The 22,782-nt window shown below is 44.2% G+C and carries 14 protein-coding genes; 2 read left to right on the top strand and 12 right to left on the bottom strand.

Annotated features, from left to right (window positions below; genetic code table 11):
• The coding region (locus AC5590_RS34435) for a Dps family protein (protein ID WP_169267690.1) at positions 1-462 on the bottom strand (462 nt) is incomplete at its 3' end.
• Positions 463-738: 276 nt separating this feature from the next.
• Between AC5590_RS34435 and AC5590_RS34430 the strand changes: the two genes are divergently transcribed.
• A complete protein-coding gene (locus tag AC5590_RS34430) occupies positions 739-894 on the top strand; it encodes a hypothetical protein (protein WP_498824450.1) in 156 nt (51 codons plus the stop codon).
• Between the two features lie 184 nt (positions 895-1,078).
• On the top strand, positions 1,079-3,907 hold the full coding sequence (locus AC5590_RS34425; RefSeq protein WP_169267689.1) for a two-partner secretion domain-containing protein: 2,829 nt from the start codon (positions 1,079-1,081) through the stop codon (positions 3,905-3,907).
• 270 nt (positions 3,908-4,177) lie between these two features.
• On the opposite strand, the gene AC5590_RS34420 is transcribed toward AC5590_RS34425, so the two are convergent.
• The 11 genes from AC5590_RS34420 to AC5590_RS34370 form a co-directional block, all read right to left on the bottom strand.
• Complete coding sequence (locus tag AC5590_RS34420; protein WP_169267688.1) at positions 4,178-5,248, bottom strand: catalase family peroxidase; 1,071 nt, start codon at positions 5,246-5,248, stop codon at positions 4,178-4,180.
• Between the two features lie 93 nt (positions 5,249-5,341).
• Positions 5,342-5,899, bottom strand: coding sequence for a thioredoxin domain-containing protein (locus AC5590_RS34415; RefSeq protein WP_169267687.1), 558 nt, complete (start codon positions 5,897-5,899; stop codon positions 5,342-5,344).
• A 537-nt stretch (positions 5,900-6,436) separates the two neighbouring features.
• Positions 6,437-12,469 (bottom strand): AAA family ATPase, encoded by a 6,033-nt coding sequence (locus AC5590_RS34410; RefSeq protein ID WP_169267686.1) that lies wholly within the window; start codon positions 12,467-12,469, stop codon positions 6,437-6,439.
• Between the two features lie 161 nt (positions 12,470-12,630).
• Positions 12,631-14,322, bottom strand: coding sequence for a potassium channel family protein (locus AC5590_RS34405; RefSeq protein WP_169267685.1), 1,692 nt, complete (start codon positions 14,320-14,322; stop codon positions 12,631-12,633).
• A gap of 125 nt (positions 14,323-14,447) precedes the next feature.
• Positions 14,448-15,062, bottom strand: a complete 615-nt coding sequence (locus AC5590_RS34400) for a hypothetical protein (RefSeq protein ID WP_169267684.1) — start codon at positions 15,060-15,062, stop codon at positions 14,448-14,450.
• 336 nt (positions 15,063-15,398) lie between these two features.
• Complete coding sequence (locus tag AC5590_RS34395; protein ID WP_169267683.1) at positions 15,399-16,979, bottom strand: hypothetical protein; 1,581 nt, start codon at positions 16,977-16,979, stop codon at positions 15,399-15,401.
• A 64-nt stretch (positions 16,980-17,043) separates the two neighbouring features.
• On the bottom strand, positions 17,044-17,346 hold the full coding sequence (locus tag AC5590_RS34390; protein ID WP_169267682.1) for a hypothetical protein: 303 nt from the start codon (positions 17,344-17,346) through the stop codon (positions 17,044-17,046).
• Between the two features lie 169 nt (positions 17,347-17,515).
• Complete coding sequence (locus AC5590_RS34385; RefSeq protein WP_169267681.1) at positions 17,516-18,697, bottom strand: low temperature requirement protein A; 1,182 nt, start codon at positions 18,695-18,697, stop codon at positions 17,516-17,518.
• A gap of 137 nt (positions 18,698-18,834) precedes the next feature.
• The gene (locus AC5590_RS34380; RefSeq protein WP_169267680.1) at positions 18,835-21,393 is read right to left on the bottom strand and encodes a sigma 54-interacting transcriptional regulator; all 2,559 of its coding nucleotides are present in this window, start codon (positions 21,391-21,393) and stop codon (positions 18,835-18,837) included.
• A 104-nt stretch (positions 21,394-21,497) separates the two neighbouring features.
• Positions 21,498-21,719 carry a hypothetical protein gene (locus tag AC5590_RS34375; RefSeq protein WP_211178670.1) on the bottom strand — a complete coding sequence of 74 codons (222 nt, stop codon included), beginning with the start codon at positions 21,717-21,719 and terminating at the stop codon, positions 21,498-21,500.
• Positions 21,720-21,737: 18 nt separating this feature from the next.
• Entirely contained in the window at positions 21,738-22,550 is an 813-nt protein-coding gene (locus AC5590_RS34370; protein ID WP_169267679.1) for an Rpn family recombination-promoting nuclease/putative transposase, read from the bottom strand.
• Positions 22,551-22,782: the final 232 nt, after the last annotated feature.

The raw sequence follows: 22,782 nt of genomic DNA, 5'->3' as shown, positions 1-22,782 counted from the left end.
GATCGCCACTCTCAATTCCCCAACGATCAATTCATGGGCTTCTAGCAATCGCGACAACATCACCGGCACTTCTTCAACGCCGTTGGGAGGACGCTTAATCTTAGTGACTTCTGCCACATGACGCGGGTCAGCGATCGCCACACCTCCCAGTGTTTGTACCCGTTCACCCAGGGCATCAATTAACTCAATTTGCTCACTGGCATGTTTATCGAGCAACAAATGCAGTTGGTAAAACGTGTGTCCACGCATCAACCAGTGATGTTTCTTATAGAGATGGTAGAGAATGATTGTATCTGCCAGAATTTGATTGACCAAAGTACAGCTTTCGCTACGGGCGCTGGGGTCGATAACAATTGGCAGATCGCGCAGAGTACCGTACTGCTGAATTTCATATCCATGCTGATGCAGCAAGGGTTGACTAGCATCGACTTGAGTGATTTTGCCTGTATTTTGAGTGGGCATAATTTAGATTTCCTTGATTGTGTATTCAATATTTGTCGAATTACTTCACAGCAGTGCTTGCTGCTTCAATTGAGATTGAGGCAGATCAAAACTATTCTGTCGGCGATATTCATCCATTGAAACAATAGAATTAAATTGAGTGCGTAGAGTTTGAGATATTGGTTTTACCTCAATTTTTTGATTGGCTTTAATGGGGTGTGGTTAATGCAAATGAAAATGGCTGTGAATTTCATTGAGAGTATTGCTGCGTTTACATGAGTTGAATATAGGCAATTCATGCTCACTTGTCGTCCACCCGGAGTTCACATTTCTTTCCAACAAGCGATTGATGAAGCAATCCATCTCAAAATGGCGACCTGGCTCCAACTAAAGTTGGTATCCAACTTCAAACCAAAGTACAGCTTACAAATTGACGCAATCATGCTAACTTAGTTATATTGTGTGGTCTAATGCAGTCGATTCTTGTATTCTGGCTTAAGCGCTTTTCAAATGAATCAGTCACAGTTTTGTGGATTGGGGGGTGGGGGGTAGTTAATGCAAATGAAAATGGCTGTAAGCGATCGCACTAAGATCTGTCCTCTCCTGCTGATCGCAACAATGGCATGAGGGTAGCAAAATGAACCGATCGCACTTGAAAGCATGGATTTTGACAGGCAGTATTGTGAGTGGATTGCTCTACGTTCAGTCGATCGCGGCTCAGGTGATTCCCGATAACACACTGCCAGCAGCAGAGCGATCGCAAGTCACAGGTAATCCCAACGTGCAAATTGATGGCGGAGCCAGACGAGGCGGCAACCTGTTCCACAGCTTCAGTCAATTTTCGATTCCTACAGGTGGGTCTGCCTATTTTAACAATACCGCTGACGTGCAGAACATTTTCAGCCGCGTCACAGGTGGGTCAGTCTCCAATATTGATGGGTTAATCCGAGCGAATGGGACGGCAAATCTGTTCTTGCTCAATCCTAATGGGATTTTATTTGGTCCGAATGCATCACTTAATCTTGGCGGTTCGTTTGTGGGGACGACTGCGAACGCGATCGGCTTTCCCAATGGTGAAGTGTTCAGCAGCGACGCGACGAAACCGCTACCCAGTCAATTGCTCACTATTAATCCTAATGCTTTTTTCTTTAATCAACTGGCAGCACAAGCCATTATTAATCAGTCAACCGCAAATAAAGAAACAGGGCTTCGGGTACCAGCAGCACAAAGTCTGTTGCTGGTCGGGGGTGATATCCGGTTAGAAGGTGGGCGAATCGTGAGTCCGGCTAGTCGAGTCGAGTTGGGTGCTGTTGCTGGCCTGGGAAGCGTCGGGCTAAGCCAAACGGCGGGCGAGTGGCGGTTGAGTTTTCCCAATGATCTGGTGCGGGCAGATGTGTCTCTCAACAACAGATCTCGGATAGACGTTCGTGCTGGAGGTGGCGGGAGTATTGCCGTCACGGCTCGGAACTTGACGATGAACCAGACAAGTTTTCTTCAGGTGGGAATCAACTCAGGCTTGGGCTTTGTTGGTGCTTCTGCTGGCAATTTGACTGTCGATGCGACACAGACAGTTACGCTCAAAGATGTCAGCCTGCTTGTAAATTACGTAGAGCCCGGAGCAACTGGCAATGCAGGCAACATCAATATTCTGACTGGTTCACTCGACTTAATCAATGGTTCTCAACTGTTTGCGAATACCTATGGCAATGGGAATGCCGGCCAGGTGAATGTCAATGCTCGTGAGCGAGTTTCCTTTGCCGGGGAGGGTGACACTGGATTCAGTCTCGTCTCCAGTGGAGCATTTAGTTCAGTAGCACAGGGAGCAGTAGGCAATGGGAGTGACATCAACATTGAGACCGGGTCGCTTTCGATGACGGGGGGCGCTGGACTGTATGCTATCACCTTTGGAAAAGGGAATGCGGGTAATATCAATATAGTTGCCCGTGAACGAGTCTCTTTTGATGGAATAGCTCGTTCGGGGTCTCCCACTGGAGCATTCAGTTCAATAGAGCAATCGGGGATCGGCAACGCGGGCAACATCAACATCAGGACTAGATCGCTTTCGATGACAGGGGGTGCTGGACTGTTGGCGCTGACTGAGGGCAACGGAAATGCGGGCGATATCATAGTCATTGCAGATGCTGCTAACTTTTCTGGAGTTAGCAACTCTGGATTGGCGAGTGGGATGTTGACAAGCAGTTCGGCTACAGCAAATGGTCAGGGAGGAAACATTAAAATCACCGCTGGAACCTTGAGCATTCAAGATGGGGCAGTTTTGACTGCGCGAACGTATAACCGGTTCGATAGTGGTAATATTACTCTTAACGTCAATACCCTTAACCTGACCGGTGGTGGAAAACTCCTTACCACTACCCATAGCAGTGGACGAGCAGGCAACACCATCATCAATGCCACCGACAAAATCAATATTTCTGGCTTTGACCCCACCTTCGCTGATCGAGTCGCTCGATTTGGTGAACTGACTAACACGATTAGTGCCAGCAGTGGGCTGTTTGCCAACACAGAACCCAACTCCACAGGACGCAGCGGTGATATCCATCTCAGTACCGAAACCCTCAACATTCAAAATCAGGGAAAAGTCACCGTCAGCAGTTTGGGTACTGGCAGTGCAGGCAATCTGTTGGTGGACGCCGATCGCATCTTCCTCAATAATCAAGGCAGCATCCGGGCAGACACCAACGGGGGTGGGGGCGATATCAACGTGCGATCGCCCTTCATCCTCCTCCGCAATGGCAGTAACATCACCACCAATGCCACTGGAGCGAATATTCCGGGCGGCAACATCACCACTGATACCCGCTTCCTGATTGCAGTGCCGAAGGAAGATAGCAACATCAGCGCCAATTCTGAAGACTTTCGCGGTGGTAATGTCCGCATCAATGCCTTTTCCATCTTTGGCATTCAGCCCAGCCTGGTTTCCACCCCGTTGAGTGAAATTACTGCCACAGGTGCAACTTCTGCATTGAGTGGCACGATTGATGTGATTACCGCAGGCATTGATCCGACCTCTGGGTTAGTCGCGTTGCCCACTGACCTTGCAGATCAGTCAGGGTTGATTGCTCAAGGGTGTCCTGCTGACCGGGGTAACTCCTTCGTCATCACAGGTCGCGGTGGCTTGCCGCCCACACCGGAACAGCAATTAGATGATGATGCGGAGTGGAGCGATCGGCGCAGGCTGGTTGTGGGTCAGCAGGTAGACAGCAGAGGAGGACACGGGCTTCGGCGTGAGCGCTCAACCGAAAGAAACACACAGACACGCAGACACGAAGAATCCTTCAACTCAAAATTCAAAACTCAAAATTCAAAACTTCCTGACACCCCGATCATCGAAGCCACCGGATGGCGAATCACTCCTGCTGGAGAAATCTTCCTGGTTGCCGACACCCCTGATCCAACGGTGCAGAATCGGTTGAATCAATTTGTTGCCTGTCAAGGCAGGCGATAAACTGCTCGAACGTGACGCCGCTAATAGCGTTTCAGTTTAACCCTCTTGTGTCACTCTCCGAAAAGTTTTATCATTTCTGAATTCTAGAGTTCTTATACAGTAGGCGATAGCAGATTTTTTTCGGAATAGAAATATTTGAAAGCATGGAACTTGCCAAAATTAGATGAGTAAATGCTGTATTGCCTGGTATACCTTGTGTTCAGAAAGTATTAATAATAGAAAAAACTGGAAAGTGACAGAAGAGGGATAGCTGGGCTTGCACAGAATCCGTCACAGATCACGTATCCGCCTTGTGTGGGATACGGCGTAGGAAGGAGACCGGAACAGAAGAACAGGATCATCAGTTGGTGCGATCCCGTCTGCCATGATCAGCGGATCGTAGTTGATCTGATAGCTACCAGCCAGGTTGGACGGCGTTGCCGATGTCAGGGTGAGGGTGCCAGCCTTCAGCTCTCGACGGTTCTTGGGCCAGAGCAGCGTCGGATTAGTTTCAGGATCACCGGGTTCGCCTATCGTCACGATCATGTCCCAGTTCACTGCCCTCGTACGCATGCGCCCCATAAGTGCCTGCTCCAGAAAGTTGCGCGGCATCGATTTCAACTGTGCATTTGAGAGCTGCTTCTCGCCGTCTTGAGGAACAAAACGGAATTTGGCGATGGTCGTCTTGCCTGCAGCATTGATAAACTTGAAGGCGTGGATGCTGTAAAATGCACAATTGGCGTAGCTCGGAGGTGGGTTGTTCTCCTGCAAAAATTTTGTTTGCAACATGTTGTCCGGGTGCGAAGACTCGAACTGCTTGAACTTTGCTGGATCTGGTTTTCCGGTAGTAGGATTGATCGCCAGTGCGATGAACTTGTCCAGAAACGTTTGCGGTACGGCAGCAAAGAACATCGGTGTACTGAGCATCGTCATGTGATGCAGGCTGCCATCGGGTAGCCGGAATTCCAGCGCCATACCGCGCGGGCTTTTCTCAGCGTCAGATGCCATTGGATCACCACCAGCAATGGAGAACCGTGCGACGATGTTGAGCTTTTCTCCAGAGAACAGCGCAGAACGCGAGATTTCTTTGACTTCTGGATTACCGATGAACGTACCCAGAGCACCCAGACCTTTCGTGTGATTTCGTCGCTGACCACGGTGTAAGCCATAGGCATCCTCAAGCGCATCCGCAACTTCTTCTGCGGTAGCCTCAGTCTGCCCTTCCGAGGGTTCCAATTGGCGAACAGACATGCCGACGGCAGCAGCGGCTGTCGCGGTTGTCGCCGTGACGAAACCCATAGCGGTAAGCCGACTGACTGATATAAGAAATTCTCTCCTGCTGCGAACCTTTTGATCTACCATTTGCTTCTCCGTAGATAATCATCTAATGGCGAATGAGCAAATCGCCGCCGAACCTGCGCCCAGGAATAGAAGTTCGGATAAGCACCAAAAACCTCAATCATTTGCAGCAACAATAGCTGCCACTATCTGCTCAACAGTCCAGCGATCAAGATAGCGAATTCCATTAATAAACAAAGCCGGTGCAGCCTCTACTCCACTTATCTGTCCACCTTCAATGTCCGCATTGATACGATCGACATACGCTCCCTTGGATAAATCCTGCAAAAATTGACAAATATCAAGTCCTAAACGATTGGCATACTCCACTAAATAGCCATTTCCCAACTCCTGTTGATGGATAAACAGCATCTCATGCATTTGCCAAAACTGTCTTTGAGCCGCTGCAGCTTCCGCAGCTTCCGCTGCCCGTTGAGCATGTGGATGAATCTGTACCTCAGGAAAATGACGGAAAATGAAGCACAAATCATTTTCCCCGAAAGAAACATTAAGCTGTTGCACAATAACTTTAATCAGCTTGTAAACGTCCGCACTCTTTTGACATTGATAGTCGCCATACATCACCAACACTACAATCGCATTCAGAACACCCTTTATGTGATCTTGTGTTGACGGTGGGAGGAATAACAGACTGCGGTCACGGTCAAAACTCACTCATGCCTCCGAAGGATGAAAATGCTCATCGCCAGCGATCTCTTCTGAAATCCTTGTACTACCTGAGCTAAAATATAATTTATGAAAAGGTCTAAGTCATTAGACATCTCCGAAAACTAATTTCAAACCCTTGTGCTGTCTGGGTTAATGTTTAATATCTGGAGAGGTCTATTTAGAAGAAAATTAGATGGTGCGTTAACGAAATGTAACCCACCTACAAAAGCGGCGATCACACTATTACCTAAGTAAGGTAAACATTGCTGTCAGATGCAATTCTTACAGATCTTTAGCCTCTAATACCACTATTACCTCCCAATAGTGCTTTGTTATTAAAATCATTTTATGAACTCTTTATGGGATGTATGTGAAACAAACTTAGTTCATACGAATGAGTTACTGTTGGTGTTTGTATGAATCTAAATATATGCAATTGACTCTAGTTTGTAGTCCACTCAGAGTTGAAACTTTTAGCCAATAAAGTGATTGATAAATCAGTCCATATAAAAATGGAAGATTGCATCCAACTAAAGTTGGAATTCAAATTTCAACTTTAGTATAATTGATAGTGACAATAATTTCTGTTCCTTGACCTGGTTGGCTTTGAATCGTTAGTTGTGCGCCAATGCGCTCTGCCCGTTCGCTCATTCCTAATAAGCCAAAACCACTGCTCCATAGAGCGCTACCTACTCCAAAGCCCCGCCCATCATCTTTAACTCGTAAGATGCAGTGTGTATCGTTGTATAATAACTCAACCCGAATTTCGCCAGCACAGGCGTATTTGATCGCATTAGTTAATGCTTCCTGCCCAATTCGGAGTAAGTTGTTCTCCACATCGGCTGGTAAGGCATAGGCTGTACCCTGAGTCTCGTAAATCACAACAGTATCGATTGTAGATCTCATTTGAGTCACGAGGCGATGCAGGGCGTTCTCTAAATTGCCCTCTTCTAATAGCTGCGGACGGAGTGCTGCTACGGATCGCCGTGCCTCTGCCAGCCCTGTTCGTGCTAGTTCGTCAATCATTTCCAAATGTGCCTGGGTTGCTTCCGGGTCATCCGCCAGCACTTGTGTTGCTGCTTGAACCTGAAGCAGAATACCTGTGAAAGATTGAGCGAGTGTATCATGAATTTCTCGCGCCATCCGGTTGCGTTCTTCCAAAATGGAGGCTTGCTCAGCGCGTTTGCGTTCACGCAGTGCAGCGTTTCGCTGTTCACTGATATCGATAAGCACACCCAACATTCGTACAGGTTGCCCAGCTTCGTTATAAATGCCTCGACCTCGACCTACCAACCAATGAATACTGCCATCTGGATGAATGACTCGATATTCAGCTTCAAAATCAGTATGAGTTTCTAGAGATGCTGTAATAGCTTGCTCAATCCGATCAATTTCTTCTGGATGAACGCGATCACGCCATGCTTGATAGCTGCTCTCAACTTCACCTGGGACTAACCCCAGCAGTCGGATATGGTTATCGTCCCAATCTATTGTATTCTCTACCATGTTCCAGTCCCAAGCGCCAATATAACTAACGTTCATAGCCAGTCTGCGTTGCTCTTCACTCTGTCGCAGAGCGTTTTCAACTCGTTGTCGCTCTTGAATCTCCTCACAGAGCAGCAGCGTCCGTTCAATGACTTGTTGCTCTAACGTTCGGTTATAATCGGCTAGCAGTTTCTCTGCTTGTTTACGTTCAGTGATGTCTTGAAAGGCTGCGATCGCATAAACTACATTGCCCTGTTCGTCGAAGACGGGAGTGCCCCAGACCTCGGTTGAAATAGTTGCGTTGTTTTGGTGAATATCTATATCGTCAACCGTAGTGCGTTCGCCACTCAATGCTCGGATGATGGGCAACTTCTCTGTCGGATAGATTTGATCCGTTCCCGTCACATAACATTGATAAATCTCTGGAATTTGCTCCGGTGTCGCGGCAGGATCAACGCCTTTACCCATCAACTCAATTCCTCGCTGATTGACATAGTAAGGGCGACCCGTCGCATCAATAATACCAATTCCTACTGGAATCGCTTCTAGAAATTGAGTCAGATGACTTTCGCTAGCCCGGAGCTTTGAGTAGAGTTTGGCATTTTCGATCGCAATTGCTGCCTGGGTTGATAATAGATGCAACACTTGCGTTCGCGTAGCGTCTCCTTCGGAGAATCGCTCCGGTGTAAAAGCTCCAGCCGCTAATCGATTCTCCAAGTACAACACGCCAACCAGCTTATTTTGATTCAGCAGCGGTAAACAAAGCAGTGATTGAGTTTGGTTATGTTGAATGTAAGGATCATTGATGAAATTCCCCTCACGAGTTGCATCATTCAGAATTAGAGATTCATGAGTCCGGATCACATACTGGATAATGGATTCGGGTACGCAAGTTGCCATTGGAACCGATTGCAGTATTTTCGTTGCACAGATCTGTTCACCCTCCTTGAGTTCACAAGCCGCTTTGATCGTCCATTCTCCTGAGTTTTCCAAAAGCAGGTATCCAGTTTGTGCTCCAGCATTCTCGATTAAGATCTGCATGAGAGAACTGAGCAACCGCTCCAGTTCAATTTCACTCGAAATTGCTTGAGCTGCTTTCATCACTGTCGCTAAATCGAGAGCAGTATGTGAGGTATTTGAGGTGGTTCCAGCAGTGGTGCGAATTGACGTATCAGCGACACCCGACGATTGAGGAAAAAACTGTGGATAACGAGTTTCTAAATCTTTGACTTTTGCCCTTGCTCCCCACCGTCCATAACAGTAGTGAGCTTCCTTCATATAGGTTTGGGCAATTTTCGCCCTACCTCGCGCTAGATAATGTTTGGCAGCTAACTCATAGGCTAAAGCTTCTTCTTGCAGATACTCGTTGTCTCTAGCACCTTGAATCGCTTGCTCATACAATTCTTCTGCCTCAAAAAGTTGACCTAATATCCGTGCTTTTTCTGCTTCAATTAATTCGTATTTATGTTGAAAATTTACTGGAGCAGAATGTGCCCATTTCTGCATTTTCTCCTGATTGTTATTTATTTTGAGCAGCAGATGCTCTTGTTCTGAGGAAGGAACAGATTGGTATAATTGTATCTGCGCTAGAGAGTCATAGAAATAGAATACAGATACTGAAAAAGTTCCTGCTACTCCGTCTAGATAAAGTCCAGCTTGAGAAGCACACTCCACTGCTTGGGGAAAATCTTCAAATAAATAATTTAGAATAAGCTTGTCTAGATACAGATAGTAAAGGTGAGTTCTATCGTTTGCTTCAAGGTGAATTGGCAAAAACTGATCTTCATTATAGTGAGCACCAAGTAATCGACCTGAATTTTCAACTTGTTCTAGTAAGTTAAAGATAACTTGCTGCAATCTGCGAAAGTAAATTAATATGTTTTCCTGTTTGAACTGAGCTAAAACATTACTGTAAATCCCGATCGCTGATGTAATCTTTGTTAATTCTAAACCAGCAAAATATGCGTACAAACAGTAAAAGCCAGCAGCATACATACTAAATTCTAAATCTCCAATTTCCAGCCCAGTCTCATATGTCTCCTGAAGTAAGGGTAAAGTCTGTCTAACATGGGCTATACAGTGCATAAGATGCGCTGCAACCATCTCTGTAACCCTAGGTTTAAGTTTTTTACTATCTAATCGCTCAGTCAAGCTGAGTGCCAATTCACCGAATTGGTAAGCTCCTTCAAAATCCCTCATAATTCCATTGAGAATCACCCCACCGTAAGTAGCATAGGCAAAAGTTGAAGAAGAAGTATTTCCATATTGAACAGATAGATTTGTTTTTTCTAATACAATCAGTGGTAATAATAGAGGAGCAGCTTGAAAGGCAGCTCCAACAAGGCTAGACAAGATTTGCATCGCAGCCAGTTTCTCTGGCTCTTTCATTAATGGTAGCTCCAGCAAATTTCTTATCTCTATGGCATTAAAGTAATCTTCCGTCTCTTTTAACTGCCTTTGAACATCAGCTTCTACTGGTATTTCTGGTAGAGCGATACCCAGTCGCTCTAAAACCTCTAAACCAATCTTAATTGCCTCACTTTGCCTACTTTGCACCATGCAATTTTGAATTTTAGTTTCATAGACTTTTATTTTATCTAGAACACTATTTGCATACTCTAGAACCACGATCCCCGATCGCTCCATTTGTTGAAAGTCGCTACATAGGTATGCTGTTTCTGTTGCTTCTTCGTGCAATGCCAATGTCAGAGCGTATTGAAACTGCCAGCTATCGGTGGCTAGCAATTCTATTCCTGTCGTTAAATAGTGTAGTGCTGCACTATGAGCTAATGATTTTTTGGCTTTCTGACCTGCAATTAAATTCAAACTAGCTATTTTGTCGCACTCCTGTTGATTCGTGACTAAATCACGACCGAGATTAAGGTGATCAACTATCTCAAATAAATTGGCTGATTTAGTTTCAGACTCATTACTTTTCAGTAAACAGTAACCAATCTGCAAGTGAACAGTTTGTAGTTGTGCTTCATCAATCAAAGCATAGGCAGCTTGCTGGACGCGATCATGTGAAAACTTGTAATTCTGAATTAACAGATTTTCATCCAACTCTGAAGTAGCTAGAATCAACTCCAACTGAATCACTGTGGTCAGTTCTGCAAAAATTTCAACTGCCGGTCGTTTGCAGATAACTGAGAGTGTCGCTAAATCGAACTCAGCACCGACACAAGCCGCTAGACGTAAGATTTGTTGAGTTTCCTTTGGAAGTTGCTTCAACTTTCCAATAATTAACTCCACTACATTATCAGTAATATTTTTGGCTTTGATCTGAGCAATATCCCATTCCCAGTGTTGTTGATTAATATTGAAAACGAGCAGATCTTCGGTGTACAACGTTTTGAGAAACTCATTCGTAAAATAGGGGTTGCCGTTCGTTTTACGCCATATTGATTCTGCTAAAGGTGCGATCGATTCAGTAGGCGTGTGCAAGGTTTCAGCAATCAATTGAGCTACTGCTCCCTGTTCTAACGGAGCTAATGTAATCTGATTAATCGCGACGTTTTCCTGCTTGAGTTTTTCTATCATTACTGAGAGCGGATGTATCTGGGTTACTTCGTTATCCCGATAAGCTCCAATGAACAGCAAAAATTGCATCTTCTGATCGCTTAGAATTAACTCAATCAGCCTAAGCGTGGCGAAGTCTACCCATTGCAAATCATCTAGAAAAATGACCAAGGGATGCTCATAGGAACAACAAGCTCGAATGAACTTTTGAAAGACAAGGTTAAACCGATTTTGTGCCTCAGTCGATCCAACTTCTGGCACGGGTGGTTGCTTGCCGACTATCAATTCAACTTCCGGAATTACATCAATGATCAGTTGCCCGTTGCTTCCTAAGGCGTTTAGAAGTTGCGATCGCCTTTTTTGCAGTTGCTCCTCAGGTTCACTTAACAATTGTTGAACCAGTTTTCGTAGAGCATCTACAATTGCGCTGTAGGGAATATTGCGCTGAAATTGGTCAAACTTACCAGAGACAAAGTAACCGCGCTTTGCTGTAATTGGTTTGTAGAGTTCCTGTACTAACGCTGATTTGCCAATGCCAGAATAGCCAGAGACGAGCAGCATCTCAGAGGACGCGGCGATATTCCCCCTGTTTGCGTCACTTACCCCTGCTACCCTCTCGAACGCTGCCAATAATGCTGTGATCTCCTCCTCCCGCCCGTATAGTTTTTGTGGAATCTGAAATTGATCCCAAACGTCTTGCAGACCCAATTGAATGAAATTAATTTGACCCTTTGTTTCTAACTGACGAGCACAGTTTTCTAAATCCGCTTTGATGCCCCAAGCACTTTGATAGCGGTCTTCTGCATTCTTCGCCATCAGTTTCAAAATAATATCTGAAACAGGCTTGGGAATCTTAACGTTTAACTTATATGGCGGTGTAGGGGATTTGGCAAGATGACAATGGACGAGTTCAAGGGTGTCTGTTGTGGGAAACGGCAACTGTCCGGTGAGCAGTTCGTAAAACGTCACACCGAGCGAGTAAAAATCGCTGCGGTAATCGATTGAACGGTTCATCCGCCCAGTTTGCTCTGGAGAAAGATACGGGAGGGTTCCTTCTAAGACGTGCGGGCTTTTGAACGTGGGATTGGTGCGGTTGAATTGAGTCGCAATCCCAAAGTCAATGATTTTGACAACACCAGTATTTGGATTGAGAACGATGTTGCCAGAGTTGATATCCTTGTGAATCACATTAGCCGTATGGATTCTGCCTAAAATTCTGGTAACGTGGATCGCAAGCGGGAGAAAAGTGGATATGGGCATGGGGCAGAAGGTCTCTGGGCGCAGCCGCATCCAGTACTCCAAGGACTCCCCGCCAAAGTCCTCCAAGAGAATAACGAGTGTGCGTTGATATTCCTGTTGGCTGTAAGTTTTAATCACTCCTTCCAGATTCAGGGAGCATGTAATTTGATATTCCTGTTTGTAGCGAGTTATTTCTTGAGGAGAGGGATAATCTTGCTTGAGCAGTTTGATGATGATCGCCTGACCATCTTGCACTCGGATGCCTCGATACACTAAAGAGACTGAACTCTCATAGATTTTGCATTGAATGGCAACTCCAGGCAGGGTAATCATCCAACTCTCTCCTGAGGTAGGATATAAGCATACTGCAAATTATATAGTATTCAGGACTTAGGCAACTGTCACAAACAATGGCGCTTGCACTCTTGCGCCCGGGTCCTTCTTAAACTACTTCGTTTGCAATTTCAGGCGTTTATATTTCCACTTGGCTACAGCTAACTCGCGATCACTTGCGGCGGTGCACTACGCCACAACTGATACAATCGTGTGCCGTGTGTTGTTATATATAAAATATCTCCACCACTCAGGTTTGTTTCCAGTAAATCCCAGCCGTGAAGAGTTTGAGAATTAGTCTCTAAGTATAAAGGAACAAACTCAGCAGACATGGCTACATCTTTCACCTGCTGACCACAAAAAGGGTGTACGGGTGTAATCAAAGTTGCAAAAGCAACCCAAAGACTATCTGCTGTAATGCCATTGCCGAGTATTTTTCCACCCAATGCAGCAGCTGCAAATGCTGGGGCTGCAAGTTCAGCAGGACTCAAGACTGCCTCGAAGTCAAACACCTCTTGTGCCATATGGGCAAAATCGGGTTCTGCGTAATGGACTATCACTGGCACTTGGGGTGTCATACCTTTTGCCTTAAGGGCAACTTCTAGGTTCGTCGCATCGTTACCTGTGACAGCAAGGACTGCAGCGGCAGAATCTAAATTAGCGACTTTGAGTGTGGCTGAAAAGCTAGCATCAGCATAAATGACGGGAATACCTGCTCCACGGGCAGTGTTGACATATTTGTTGTTTGAGTCGCGTTCAATGACGACGACCTCATGTCCGCTTTTTGAGAGTTGCTCAACAACTTTTATACCGATTCCACTCAGGCCACAGACAATGTAGTGATTACGGCGAGGAACTCGTGCTGCATCCCAAAATTGTTTAAAGCGACTACCCAAAACAAAATCATTGAGCAGTGCGTATAATAGACCGATGACAGCAGCCCCAATCAGCATCATAAGAACGGTAAATAGTTTAATGCTGTCAGGAGCATTTTCTACGACTTTGTCATTACCACCTGCTCCCGTAATCATGCCTACTGCAAAATAGAGGGCATCAATAATAGAAATATTCGTATTGGTAGAAGTGTAGGTGAGGGTGGCAATTACAATAATGATCAGCAAGACAATAGTCATCACGACCACTGATTGCGCGTGTTTCTTAAACTGCCGTAAACTGGTCAGGACTTTTAGAAGTTTTGTAAACCGTGATTTGTGGGTGGAACGGATACACGGTTGAGTACCAAGGATCAGGCGATCGCCCACCTTTAACTCTTGTCCAGACAACACTGCACTAACTAAATCCATCTCACCCTTGAATGGCATATAGTAAATCATTATCCGCGAGCGATCATTCCACAAATCACTCAGCTTGCGACCAACCCACGGATGATTTTTATCTATATATTCTTCGTAAATAGGCCAAGTTTGTTTGAAAAGTTTGATTTGCCCAATTACTTGGTTTCCTAAAGCCGCAAAGGTGAAGACGGGTGCTGCCAAACCTGCAACACTCAGACTTAAGTGGTTAGGGACAGCTTTATCCAGGCGATCGCCCAAATTGGTATTAAAAAACCGGTTGATAATCCGAATTTGCGGATTCAACATCCGCGCTTGCATCATAACTGACAGATTCACTTCATCATCCGGTCCAGCAATTACCAAAGTGTGTGCCTGCTGAATTCCTGCTGCTGTAAGGGTACTAGCTGCTTGCAAGTCGCCGACAATCAGATCTCCTGATGATTCGCCTGCAATAGGTTGATGATGAACGCCAACGACTAACGCCCCCTGTTGTCGCAGCAAACGAAAGATTTTATATCCGGTGCGACTTAAGCCACAAACAATGATTCGAGGTTTCATGTAAAGGCAGCATGACTTACAGGATAAAGCTGCATTCTTATAGATTTCTTCTCATTTTTACTGATTTATCTCTAATAGAACTGTAGCTGAAAACACGATAATTGCAAATCCTAGAACACTTTTCTTCAATCTGTTAATCTTTTGACCATTTGTGCATAAAGCAAGACTTGTTTTGGAGACCAAAAAAGCAATCTACCGAAATTTAAGGCAGCTGTGGTAAAGCTTAAAGCTTCAAAATCCTGAATTTTGTATTCAACTTGATTCTCAAAATCTGTTAAGCTTATATTCTCTGTGTTTTTCCCCGTACCAGTATAAGCTTTCCACCCTTCATTTATAGCTTCGGCAACGACTGATGAGCAGTTTCTTTTTATCAAATGGTAGGATTTATTTTCCTTTGTAAATTTTTCCCAGAATGTTTTAATCGGCTCCTGAGGAAGATTTAATAATTCAACTGTGCAGTCTGCTTGTCTTTGTTCGTCACCTTGACCTAAAATCAAACAATCTTCCTCATAACTAGTACTTCTAATATCAGCCAAATGCTGGAATAAGAGTTGATTAATGTTTTGGTTTTTATGATTAATAATACTTTGACTATTCTGCATTGATGACCTATTTATAATTTCTTTGTTAGGCCAAAAGCTTATATAAGTATCTATACCTACTTGCATTGAAGCGTGACCTAAGAACTCCTTGGGAAACCAAATGTAGACAGTGATAATATCTCTCATGGAAACACTCATGCTCAATTGCTCGTCCAACGCCACTTATTTTCGAGTATTACTACTCATTTTAAGCTGTGCTGCACCTATAGCCAAATAAGGGGCTTGTCTAAGCAATTCAAATCTAACACCAGCGATCGCCTCCTGAGCCAACGTTTATAACTTGCCATCTCTTATATCTTGCTCTAGCTGTTTATCCCAACGCTGATAATCCAAGTCAAAGAACCACCGCCTAAATCGCTGAGACTAATCTGACGGAAGTGTTAGGATAGCTGCTTGAATTTGCTCAAGGGATCACATACCAGTTTCTACCTGCCCTACAAATAAAGATTTTCTCAGTTTAGGAAAAACTGTTCATTATGTATTTCTTACTTCCGTGAGATTCAAAATAATGTTTTTCTCCAAAAACTCATAAATTATTTCATTCTGATTGATTTCGCCAGGAAATGAACTCAAATCGTACTTACCAGTACCAGCTACAACATCGAAGAGTACGTAATCCATAAGGATTGATCGAAACAACCAGTTACCAAAATCCACCGAACATGAGAACCCAAGTTTATCATTTTTAGTCCATCCTAAGGGACAACGAGAAAATGGAACAGCGTCAAAATTCAGTACATCGTTGACATATTGTTTTAACAGATCACCCGATAGACAATCACCGAAGCTAACCATAAGTGGTAAAGCATTCAGACGATAACGCATCAAGCAGGACTGTACCCAAAAGATATAGTCGTGATGTGAGAACTTAAGTGAATCTGAATACACAGTATTCTCATCTGCAAAGCATGGAGTTTCTTCATAACTTATACGATCTGGATAGTTGGTATTTATTGTGTGTGGAAGTTGACATACGTCGCAGAGTTTATCTATGTAAGTGGCAATTGTTCTGTGGTCACGACAATCACTCAAAAGCCCGACTTTTTTTACGCAAAGTGCCAATCGTGCAAATCTAATAGGTGGATAAATGTCCTGCCAACGCCAGGATGGAGCATCATCAGGGGGATGCATAACATATGGTGGTAACGGAGGATTAAGCGCAATAAAGCAAAGCACATTAACGGTTGGCAAAACATCTAGCAGACGATCTAGCCCAGCGTTTAAGACTACCAGAAGGCTGCGAATGGGGATTCCATAATCACCATCAAGAATTGTTTTAATTCTGTTTGTGAGTACTGTTTCTACACCAGCTTTCCCTAGCACTGGCATCCAAAGTGATTCAGGTAGTAGCTGAAGTTCGGAAATGGTTGCAGCACACTCCATGAGAATCTTGCTGGTCAAATACATTCCAGATATAGAAACAAACATCATTTCGGTGTCATCTACCGAAAACCATTGTCTTGCTGTTAATGGGGTGGTTAATATTGCATTCTTCGTCTGCGGAAGGAAGTCATGTTCTGCACAAAGTGCCAACATAACATCTCCAACAACTTCACCAATAACTGTTCCTGGCGGTTTGCCAAGTTGTTTACTGATTCGAGAATCTTCAAATACCGCATGAACCCACTGATGATCGAACCATATCTGTCTAAACAGGTTCATCTGATCATGTTCATCACCTTGAGCAAAGATTGGATGTCGCGTTTGGGGATCGATTTCTAAAATTGGTGTTGTAAATTCGACACGTTGACGCAAAAAATCTCGTACTCTACTGGAAGGCATTTCCCGAAGCCATCGGAGGGTTGTGTTTTGCTGTGACAATCGCAATGCTTCGAGAAAACAGCCGAATGATGTTCCGTGATGCTGAAACCAATGAACTCGTTCGTGAATAACTGTAGCGTTGTATTCAAACCCTCGAAGAACAAACTCCTTCTTCTCCTGTCCTTCAAGATTTGGAGCTAGTATTTTTGTTAACAGCGTTCGGGGATCATAAAACGATTCAGTAAAACCAGAGTGATATATGGTGTGATTAAAAATTGGTAAATCTGGAACCATAATAAACAATTCACACAAATTAACAAACGTATTAGATTTGACATTTTAAAGGAGTCATCATCGTTTAACCTTTTCGTCTATTTGTTTGACCAGATCGCTGAAGGAATCCTTTTTTCTTGGCATGGTCATTGATTTTGTGACGAATCTGATCGTAAATAGCGGACGATGCGAGATTGATCGCAATGCCAAGTACGATGTCAACCAATTCAACTTGATTTAATGGCTCTCTATCTAAAAGACTGTTAATTGTGCTCGTCACTGACTTTACTTGCACATCAGCGACTTCCTCAATTGAGCTTAGAACACGTAAGAGCTCATCAACATCACTGCGTTTCCCTCTAAATGTTACTTGTTCTTCATGTAGCATTGTAGCTTCCTATATTTGTATCCGGAGGTATCCGATTAGTCGATTCATTAAGGCATATAACTACTTATTATACCTAAAATCACCGTATATCCACTCTACTTGTAAGCAGCTCCAGAAAAATGCCGGATAACATTCTACTATGCACTTGTTTTAGCCCAACAGCTTACGACTAGATTTCTGGCTCAACCAAACGTGTTGTGGGACGACTTTGAGATAAATCTTGCACAACCTGTACAGCACAAACTAAAGCGACAAGCCCAATGACTGCAACAGGGAACAAACCTTTGCCAAAAACGGCAATGAAAAGCAAAACGACTGCTGCCCCAACTCTATACTTGGTGCGGATTTTACAATAAAGGATCACTCCCAAGCGGTGGAGAATACCTAAAGCAAGGTAGCATACAGCAACAGAACCACAAAGCAGCCATCGAACAGAATCAGGAAGTGCTACCATTGGCTTGCTGATTAACGCAAGTTCTACAGCGACTCCAGAAGCCGCAATACCAGCAACAAGGGGAAAATGGGTGAAAAGCCATATAGCCATAATCGTTGCTCTTCCTTCAGTCCGCGCCCTGTTAATCGGTGTACCACCGAGGTTATCAAAATAAACCCACCATAGGCTCAAAGCAATACCTAAAGCGAACACAGCAGCAATCACAGTTAAAAGATCCCATTTCTGTTGAGAAACACCATCGACGACTGCGATAATTGCTTCGCCCAACACAATAATGGTGAATAGCCCAAAACGTTCAGGTAAATGGGATGCATGGGGAGGTAATTCTATCTGTAGTTTGCGTGTTGTTAAGGGTGTAGCAAAGTCAATGATGAGTCCTAGTGTCCAAAGGACGAAACGCCAGGGAATCGATACAAATGCAGACACTAACCAGAAAAGCGCGCCTATTGAAAAACCTGTGGCGTAACTCTTTGTCAGGGGACGAGCCTGGGGAATATACTGTCCTGCACGGATATACTCAATAATCAGTACAAGACGACCAACAACGTACGCGAGAGCAAAACCAGCGGAACTTTCACCCAAGCCGTAGTGTATATTGACAGCCATTGCTGCGGCTGTAAGCATATGTAGACTGGTGAACAACCGCCGTCCAATGTCATCGCTATCAAAGCGATTAGCATAAAATGTCGTACCAATCCAAGACCACCAAATAGGTATAAAAAGAGCTATAAAGCCTAACACTCCCGAAAGTGAAACATGATCATGAAGATAGTGGGCGACTTGAGAGACAGCAACCACAAACACCAAATCATAAAAAAGTTCCAGCCAAGTAGCGCGTCTTTCTCCTTCTCCGTCTTCACCAATACGTAATCGTGGTGGTTTTATAAAACTTCGCATAAACAATTCAAAATATGTCCTAGGGACATGCACTTTTCCGGATTCTACCAGCTTAAGCAGACATTTTTGAGGGGCGATTTTTTGGTTCCCACAGCGTGTCTTCTGGACGTAAGGTGCCAGATTTTTCACTTGTTTAACTAACTAGATACAATCATTGCCCACATACTCGCTGCTAAGCCAATAGCAGCTAAATGTTGCCAAAAAAGCGATCGCATCGGCTGACGAGCAATTTTTTGTGTCAACACCACCGTCAACAAAAGTGAAATAATGAGGGTGGTTCCTTGCAAAAAGGTAATCACCGCTGGATGAGCCAGCAATATAGGTAATTGTTCACCATTCATACCGAAGGTTGCAAAACTTACAGGGAGAATACGTCCTCCTTCGGTTAAACCCAAATGCAGATAATGAGCTAAGTTTCCTCCTAACACGAGTGGTAAATATCCATAGGCAAGTTCTACAAATGATCGTGGCTTCGGATTTTGCTGAGTGGATTTTAACTGTTTGTAACTGACATATAATAATTGCATGATTCCGTATGCCAAAAAAGGAATCGCTACGGGGAGAATCAGAGCCAGTAAAGATAATCCTAAGTGAGGCAGAAATTGGGTTAAATCCAGATGTAAGCCGAGCCTTGATTGCATTTCCGGCAAGTGATGCAGGAACACCCCCCCCAATAGTAAAAACAACAGTGCAACTTCGTAACTGCGGGGAATATGAGTTGTCCACAATTCCATTCCCGGAGGACGCAAATTAAACTCAACGGAACGATGCGGACAGGCTTTGAGGCAAGTCATACACAGCACACAATCTCTATTATCTTCCAACTGTGCTGGGTGAGAGTACAACGGGCATCCATTTGTTTCCATCCCCTCTCCCTTCTGGGGTCCACCCTTGTAGCATTGATACGTGGTACAACTGGCAGAACAGATGCCTTGCTGTGCCCGTAATTCTGTCATGGAGAGTTTAGCAAATAAACCATTCATTCCACCGATGGGACACAGATACCGACACCAAAATCGTCGCTCAAAAATGGCAGAGAAAATCATGGCACCAGCAGTAATTAAAAGCAGCAAACAACCAGAAAGATATGCTGTATTTTCTAAATTCCAGAGTTCTTCCCATAGGAAAATAAGAGTAAATAGTCCAAAAAGAAACCATCCGCCCCATTTTTCAGCTTGATGTCTGGGCCAGCGTTTAAGTTTTCGGGGAAAGAACTTTTGGGAAAGCTTTTGTGTCACTTCCCCGTAAATCATAAAGGGACAAACTGAACACCAAACACGTCCTAAAAAGGGAAATGCTAGTAGGGAGAAAGGCCACCACCAAGCCCAAAACAGATTGAGAGCGAAATTGCGATCGCGCGTTTGCGGACCAACAAATAAGACTCCTACAATGAAGGCAAATGCTGTTAAAGTAAAACCATAGTTAATACGATCAGGCCACCAAGAACTACGAAGAAGCTTTCGCAAACCAGGATAAGCATTTAAAAGATTGACACGAAATTGCTTTTTCTTAGTATCAACAGACCAGAAAATTTCTTCTGTGAGTTCTTTTGCTTCTCCAGCTTGGACGATCGCCCGTTCTACTAGATCTTGCAGTTCTTTCAAATTGCCAGGGAAATCGTAAGACTGCAAACGGCGCAAAGCTTCTGAGGAAACTTTCGGTCGCGCAATACCTCTAGCGCGAGTGTAAAGACTGATGTAGTATTCCACCTGTGCTTTAATATCAGTTTTGCGTACCCGCAACGGTGGCACTTTGATAATATGACCGATACAGCGTTCAATCGTTGGCTGAGTTTTTTCTGAAACTATCAAAATGCGAGCTTTACTGACGCGAGGTTCGGGGGTTGGTTCTCCCGAACGGCTGACAGGGGTGTATTTGCCCGTTGTTAGCAAACTTGCTAACGCTGGTAACAACTCTGGGGGTGTTTCTTGAATGTTGTTCAGAACTAAACTGCCTTCCCCAAGCCATTCCAGCAGTCCTGGTTTACCTCCAGCACGACCAAACAAATCAGCACCGCTTGTCTGGAGAATACCACAGTTAACTTTAATAATCGGTTCTCGCCGCTGTTTGGAACCAAAGTGAATCAAAGCAGCTATAATATCTTTTCCTAATCCTGGTTCCCCGAAAATTAATACTGATTTGCGATCATCAGTAGCTTCTCGAATTTCCTGTCTCAAACGTACAGCATAACGACTTGTCCCCACAATTCCCCGTGTTGCCTTTGTGACCAAATAAGGTCGCAAAGCTACAGAACGTTCTTGTTCGTAGGTTAGTACAGATGTGAGTTGAGCCAATTCCTGTGCCATTTGGCGAGAAACAGCTTGAGCAATTTCGGGGTATTGGGTGGCTAATTCCCGAAACTTAGCTGCAGGCACAACCCATAAGTGGCATTCTGTAACCGTTGTAATTGTACGCTGAGCCAATTCATCTAACATGAGTTCTTGCAGATGAATGATTGAGCCGGGAAGGAAACCAATAGTTAAAGCCGGGTTCGTTTTATTGTTGCTATCGCTTTCGAGCTGACCTTCAAGGAGAATGTATAATCCTTCTGGAGGAGTCCCTTCAGTCACTAGACAGTGGTTTGGTGGGATAACTTGTTTTTCAATAACTTGGGCGATAGCATTCAAAGGTTCAGGCGATAAGATTCCTAGAGCCGTGCGTTCTTGTAACCATATCACGATTTCTTCTGGTGTCATGGTGGCTTCTCCTACTCAGCACTGCTGTATAGAAGAAATTATCGCGCTTATTGCTACCTGTGCGTGAAAGTCTCAATTTTTGACACTGCCGCACTAACTTATTTTTAATACCCTTGTTCCAATGCTTTATCTAGGCTGTCAATCTGTTGGGCGATTTTGTCATGTTCTGTCTGGGCTTCCTCAATTTGTTTATCTAATCTGAAAAGGATTGCAGCGTCTGTCTCAATGATTCTTGCTGTTCGCAGGCGTACTATCTTCTCATTTAGCAAATCATACAATTTTTGCAGTTCGTCACGTCGGCGCTGTGGATTTTGCCTATAAGCCATCTATCAGTTCCTTCTTTTTCAACTACTACTCTCATTGGAAGATTGCTGTTGTGCTGCTTGCAGCACTTCGTCAACGCTCAACTCTAACTCTCGTGCAACTTGTTCCACAGTCAATCCTACTCTTAACAACAGAGGTACTGTTCGGAACTTTTCCCGACGAGTACCTTCTTGCTTGCCTTCCTCAAAAGCTTCCTGATAAAATCTTGTCTGCTTTAATTCACTCAATCCAAACATAGCCTCTATCTCCTCTCGACTCATTGTCGGAAACTTGTAAATTAAAATCGTCTCTATCAATTGTAGTAATTGCCGCTGTTGCTGTTGTGAACTTATCTCCTGTTGAGTTCTATCTATCAACTCTCTTGCTTTTTCAATCGCTGTATCTTGATTCTCAATCACTAACTTGACAGTTGCAATGGAAATGGGTAACGATACAGCCTCACCTAATTCATCAAGGTAGATCGGGCTAACACGCTGACTTGTAAAGAATTCACGATAATGTTTTCTATCTGCTGTATCTATAGTTCTGGTAGGAAATATCACCGCAGCACGCCAGTCATTTTGTGGTTGATTTTGCCGCAGGTACAAAAAGATTTCTGCAAACAGTCGCGCGTAAATTTGTGGATCTTCTTGAAATTGGACTTCCACAAAATAAATTGGGTTATCACTTTCTTTGGCAGGAAGAAATACACCATCAATCCTAAAGGCTGTTTGCTTAACTTCCACTGATGAAAATTGATAAGCGCGTGCTTCTTCTGGTGGTTCACCGATGAGTTCAAAGAAGATGCTGGGAAATTCTTGAAAGAGGCGATAGAATATGCTGTCAGTTTTCACGAATTCAGTTTTTTAACATAGAGTATAGAATATCACTGTGATGCAGATTTTTGTATTTTTAAAAGCGATTGCCTACGGCAGAGCTACGCTTAACGCGTGCGTCGCGGTTTGCAGCATCGCCCTTCCTCAATGGCACTACTCTTACTAAGAGTAATATGCGTGTTGCATTCACGACTTAAACCTCACCCTGCCCTATCGGGCATCCCTCTCCTTACTAAGGAGAGGGAAAGAT

The sequence above is a fragment of the Brasilonema octagenarum UFV-OR1 genome (assembly GCF_963888615.1).
GTDB classification, from domain to species: Bacteria; Cyanobacteriota; Cyanobacteriia; order Cyanobacteriales; family Nostocaceae; genus Brasilonema; species Brasilonema sennae.
Note: the sequence above shows the minus strand (reverse complement) of the source record. Positions and strands in the feature narration are given on the sequence as shown.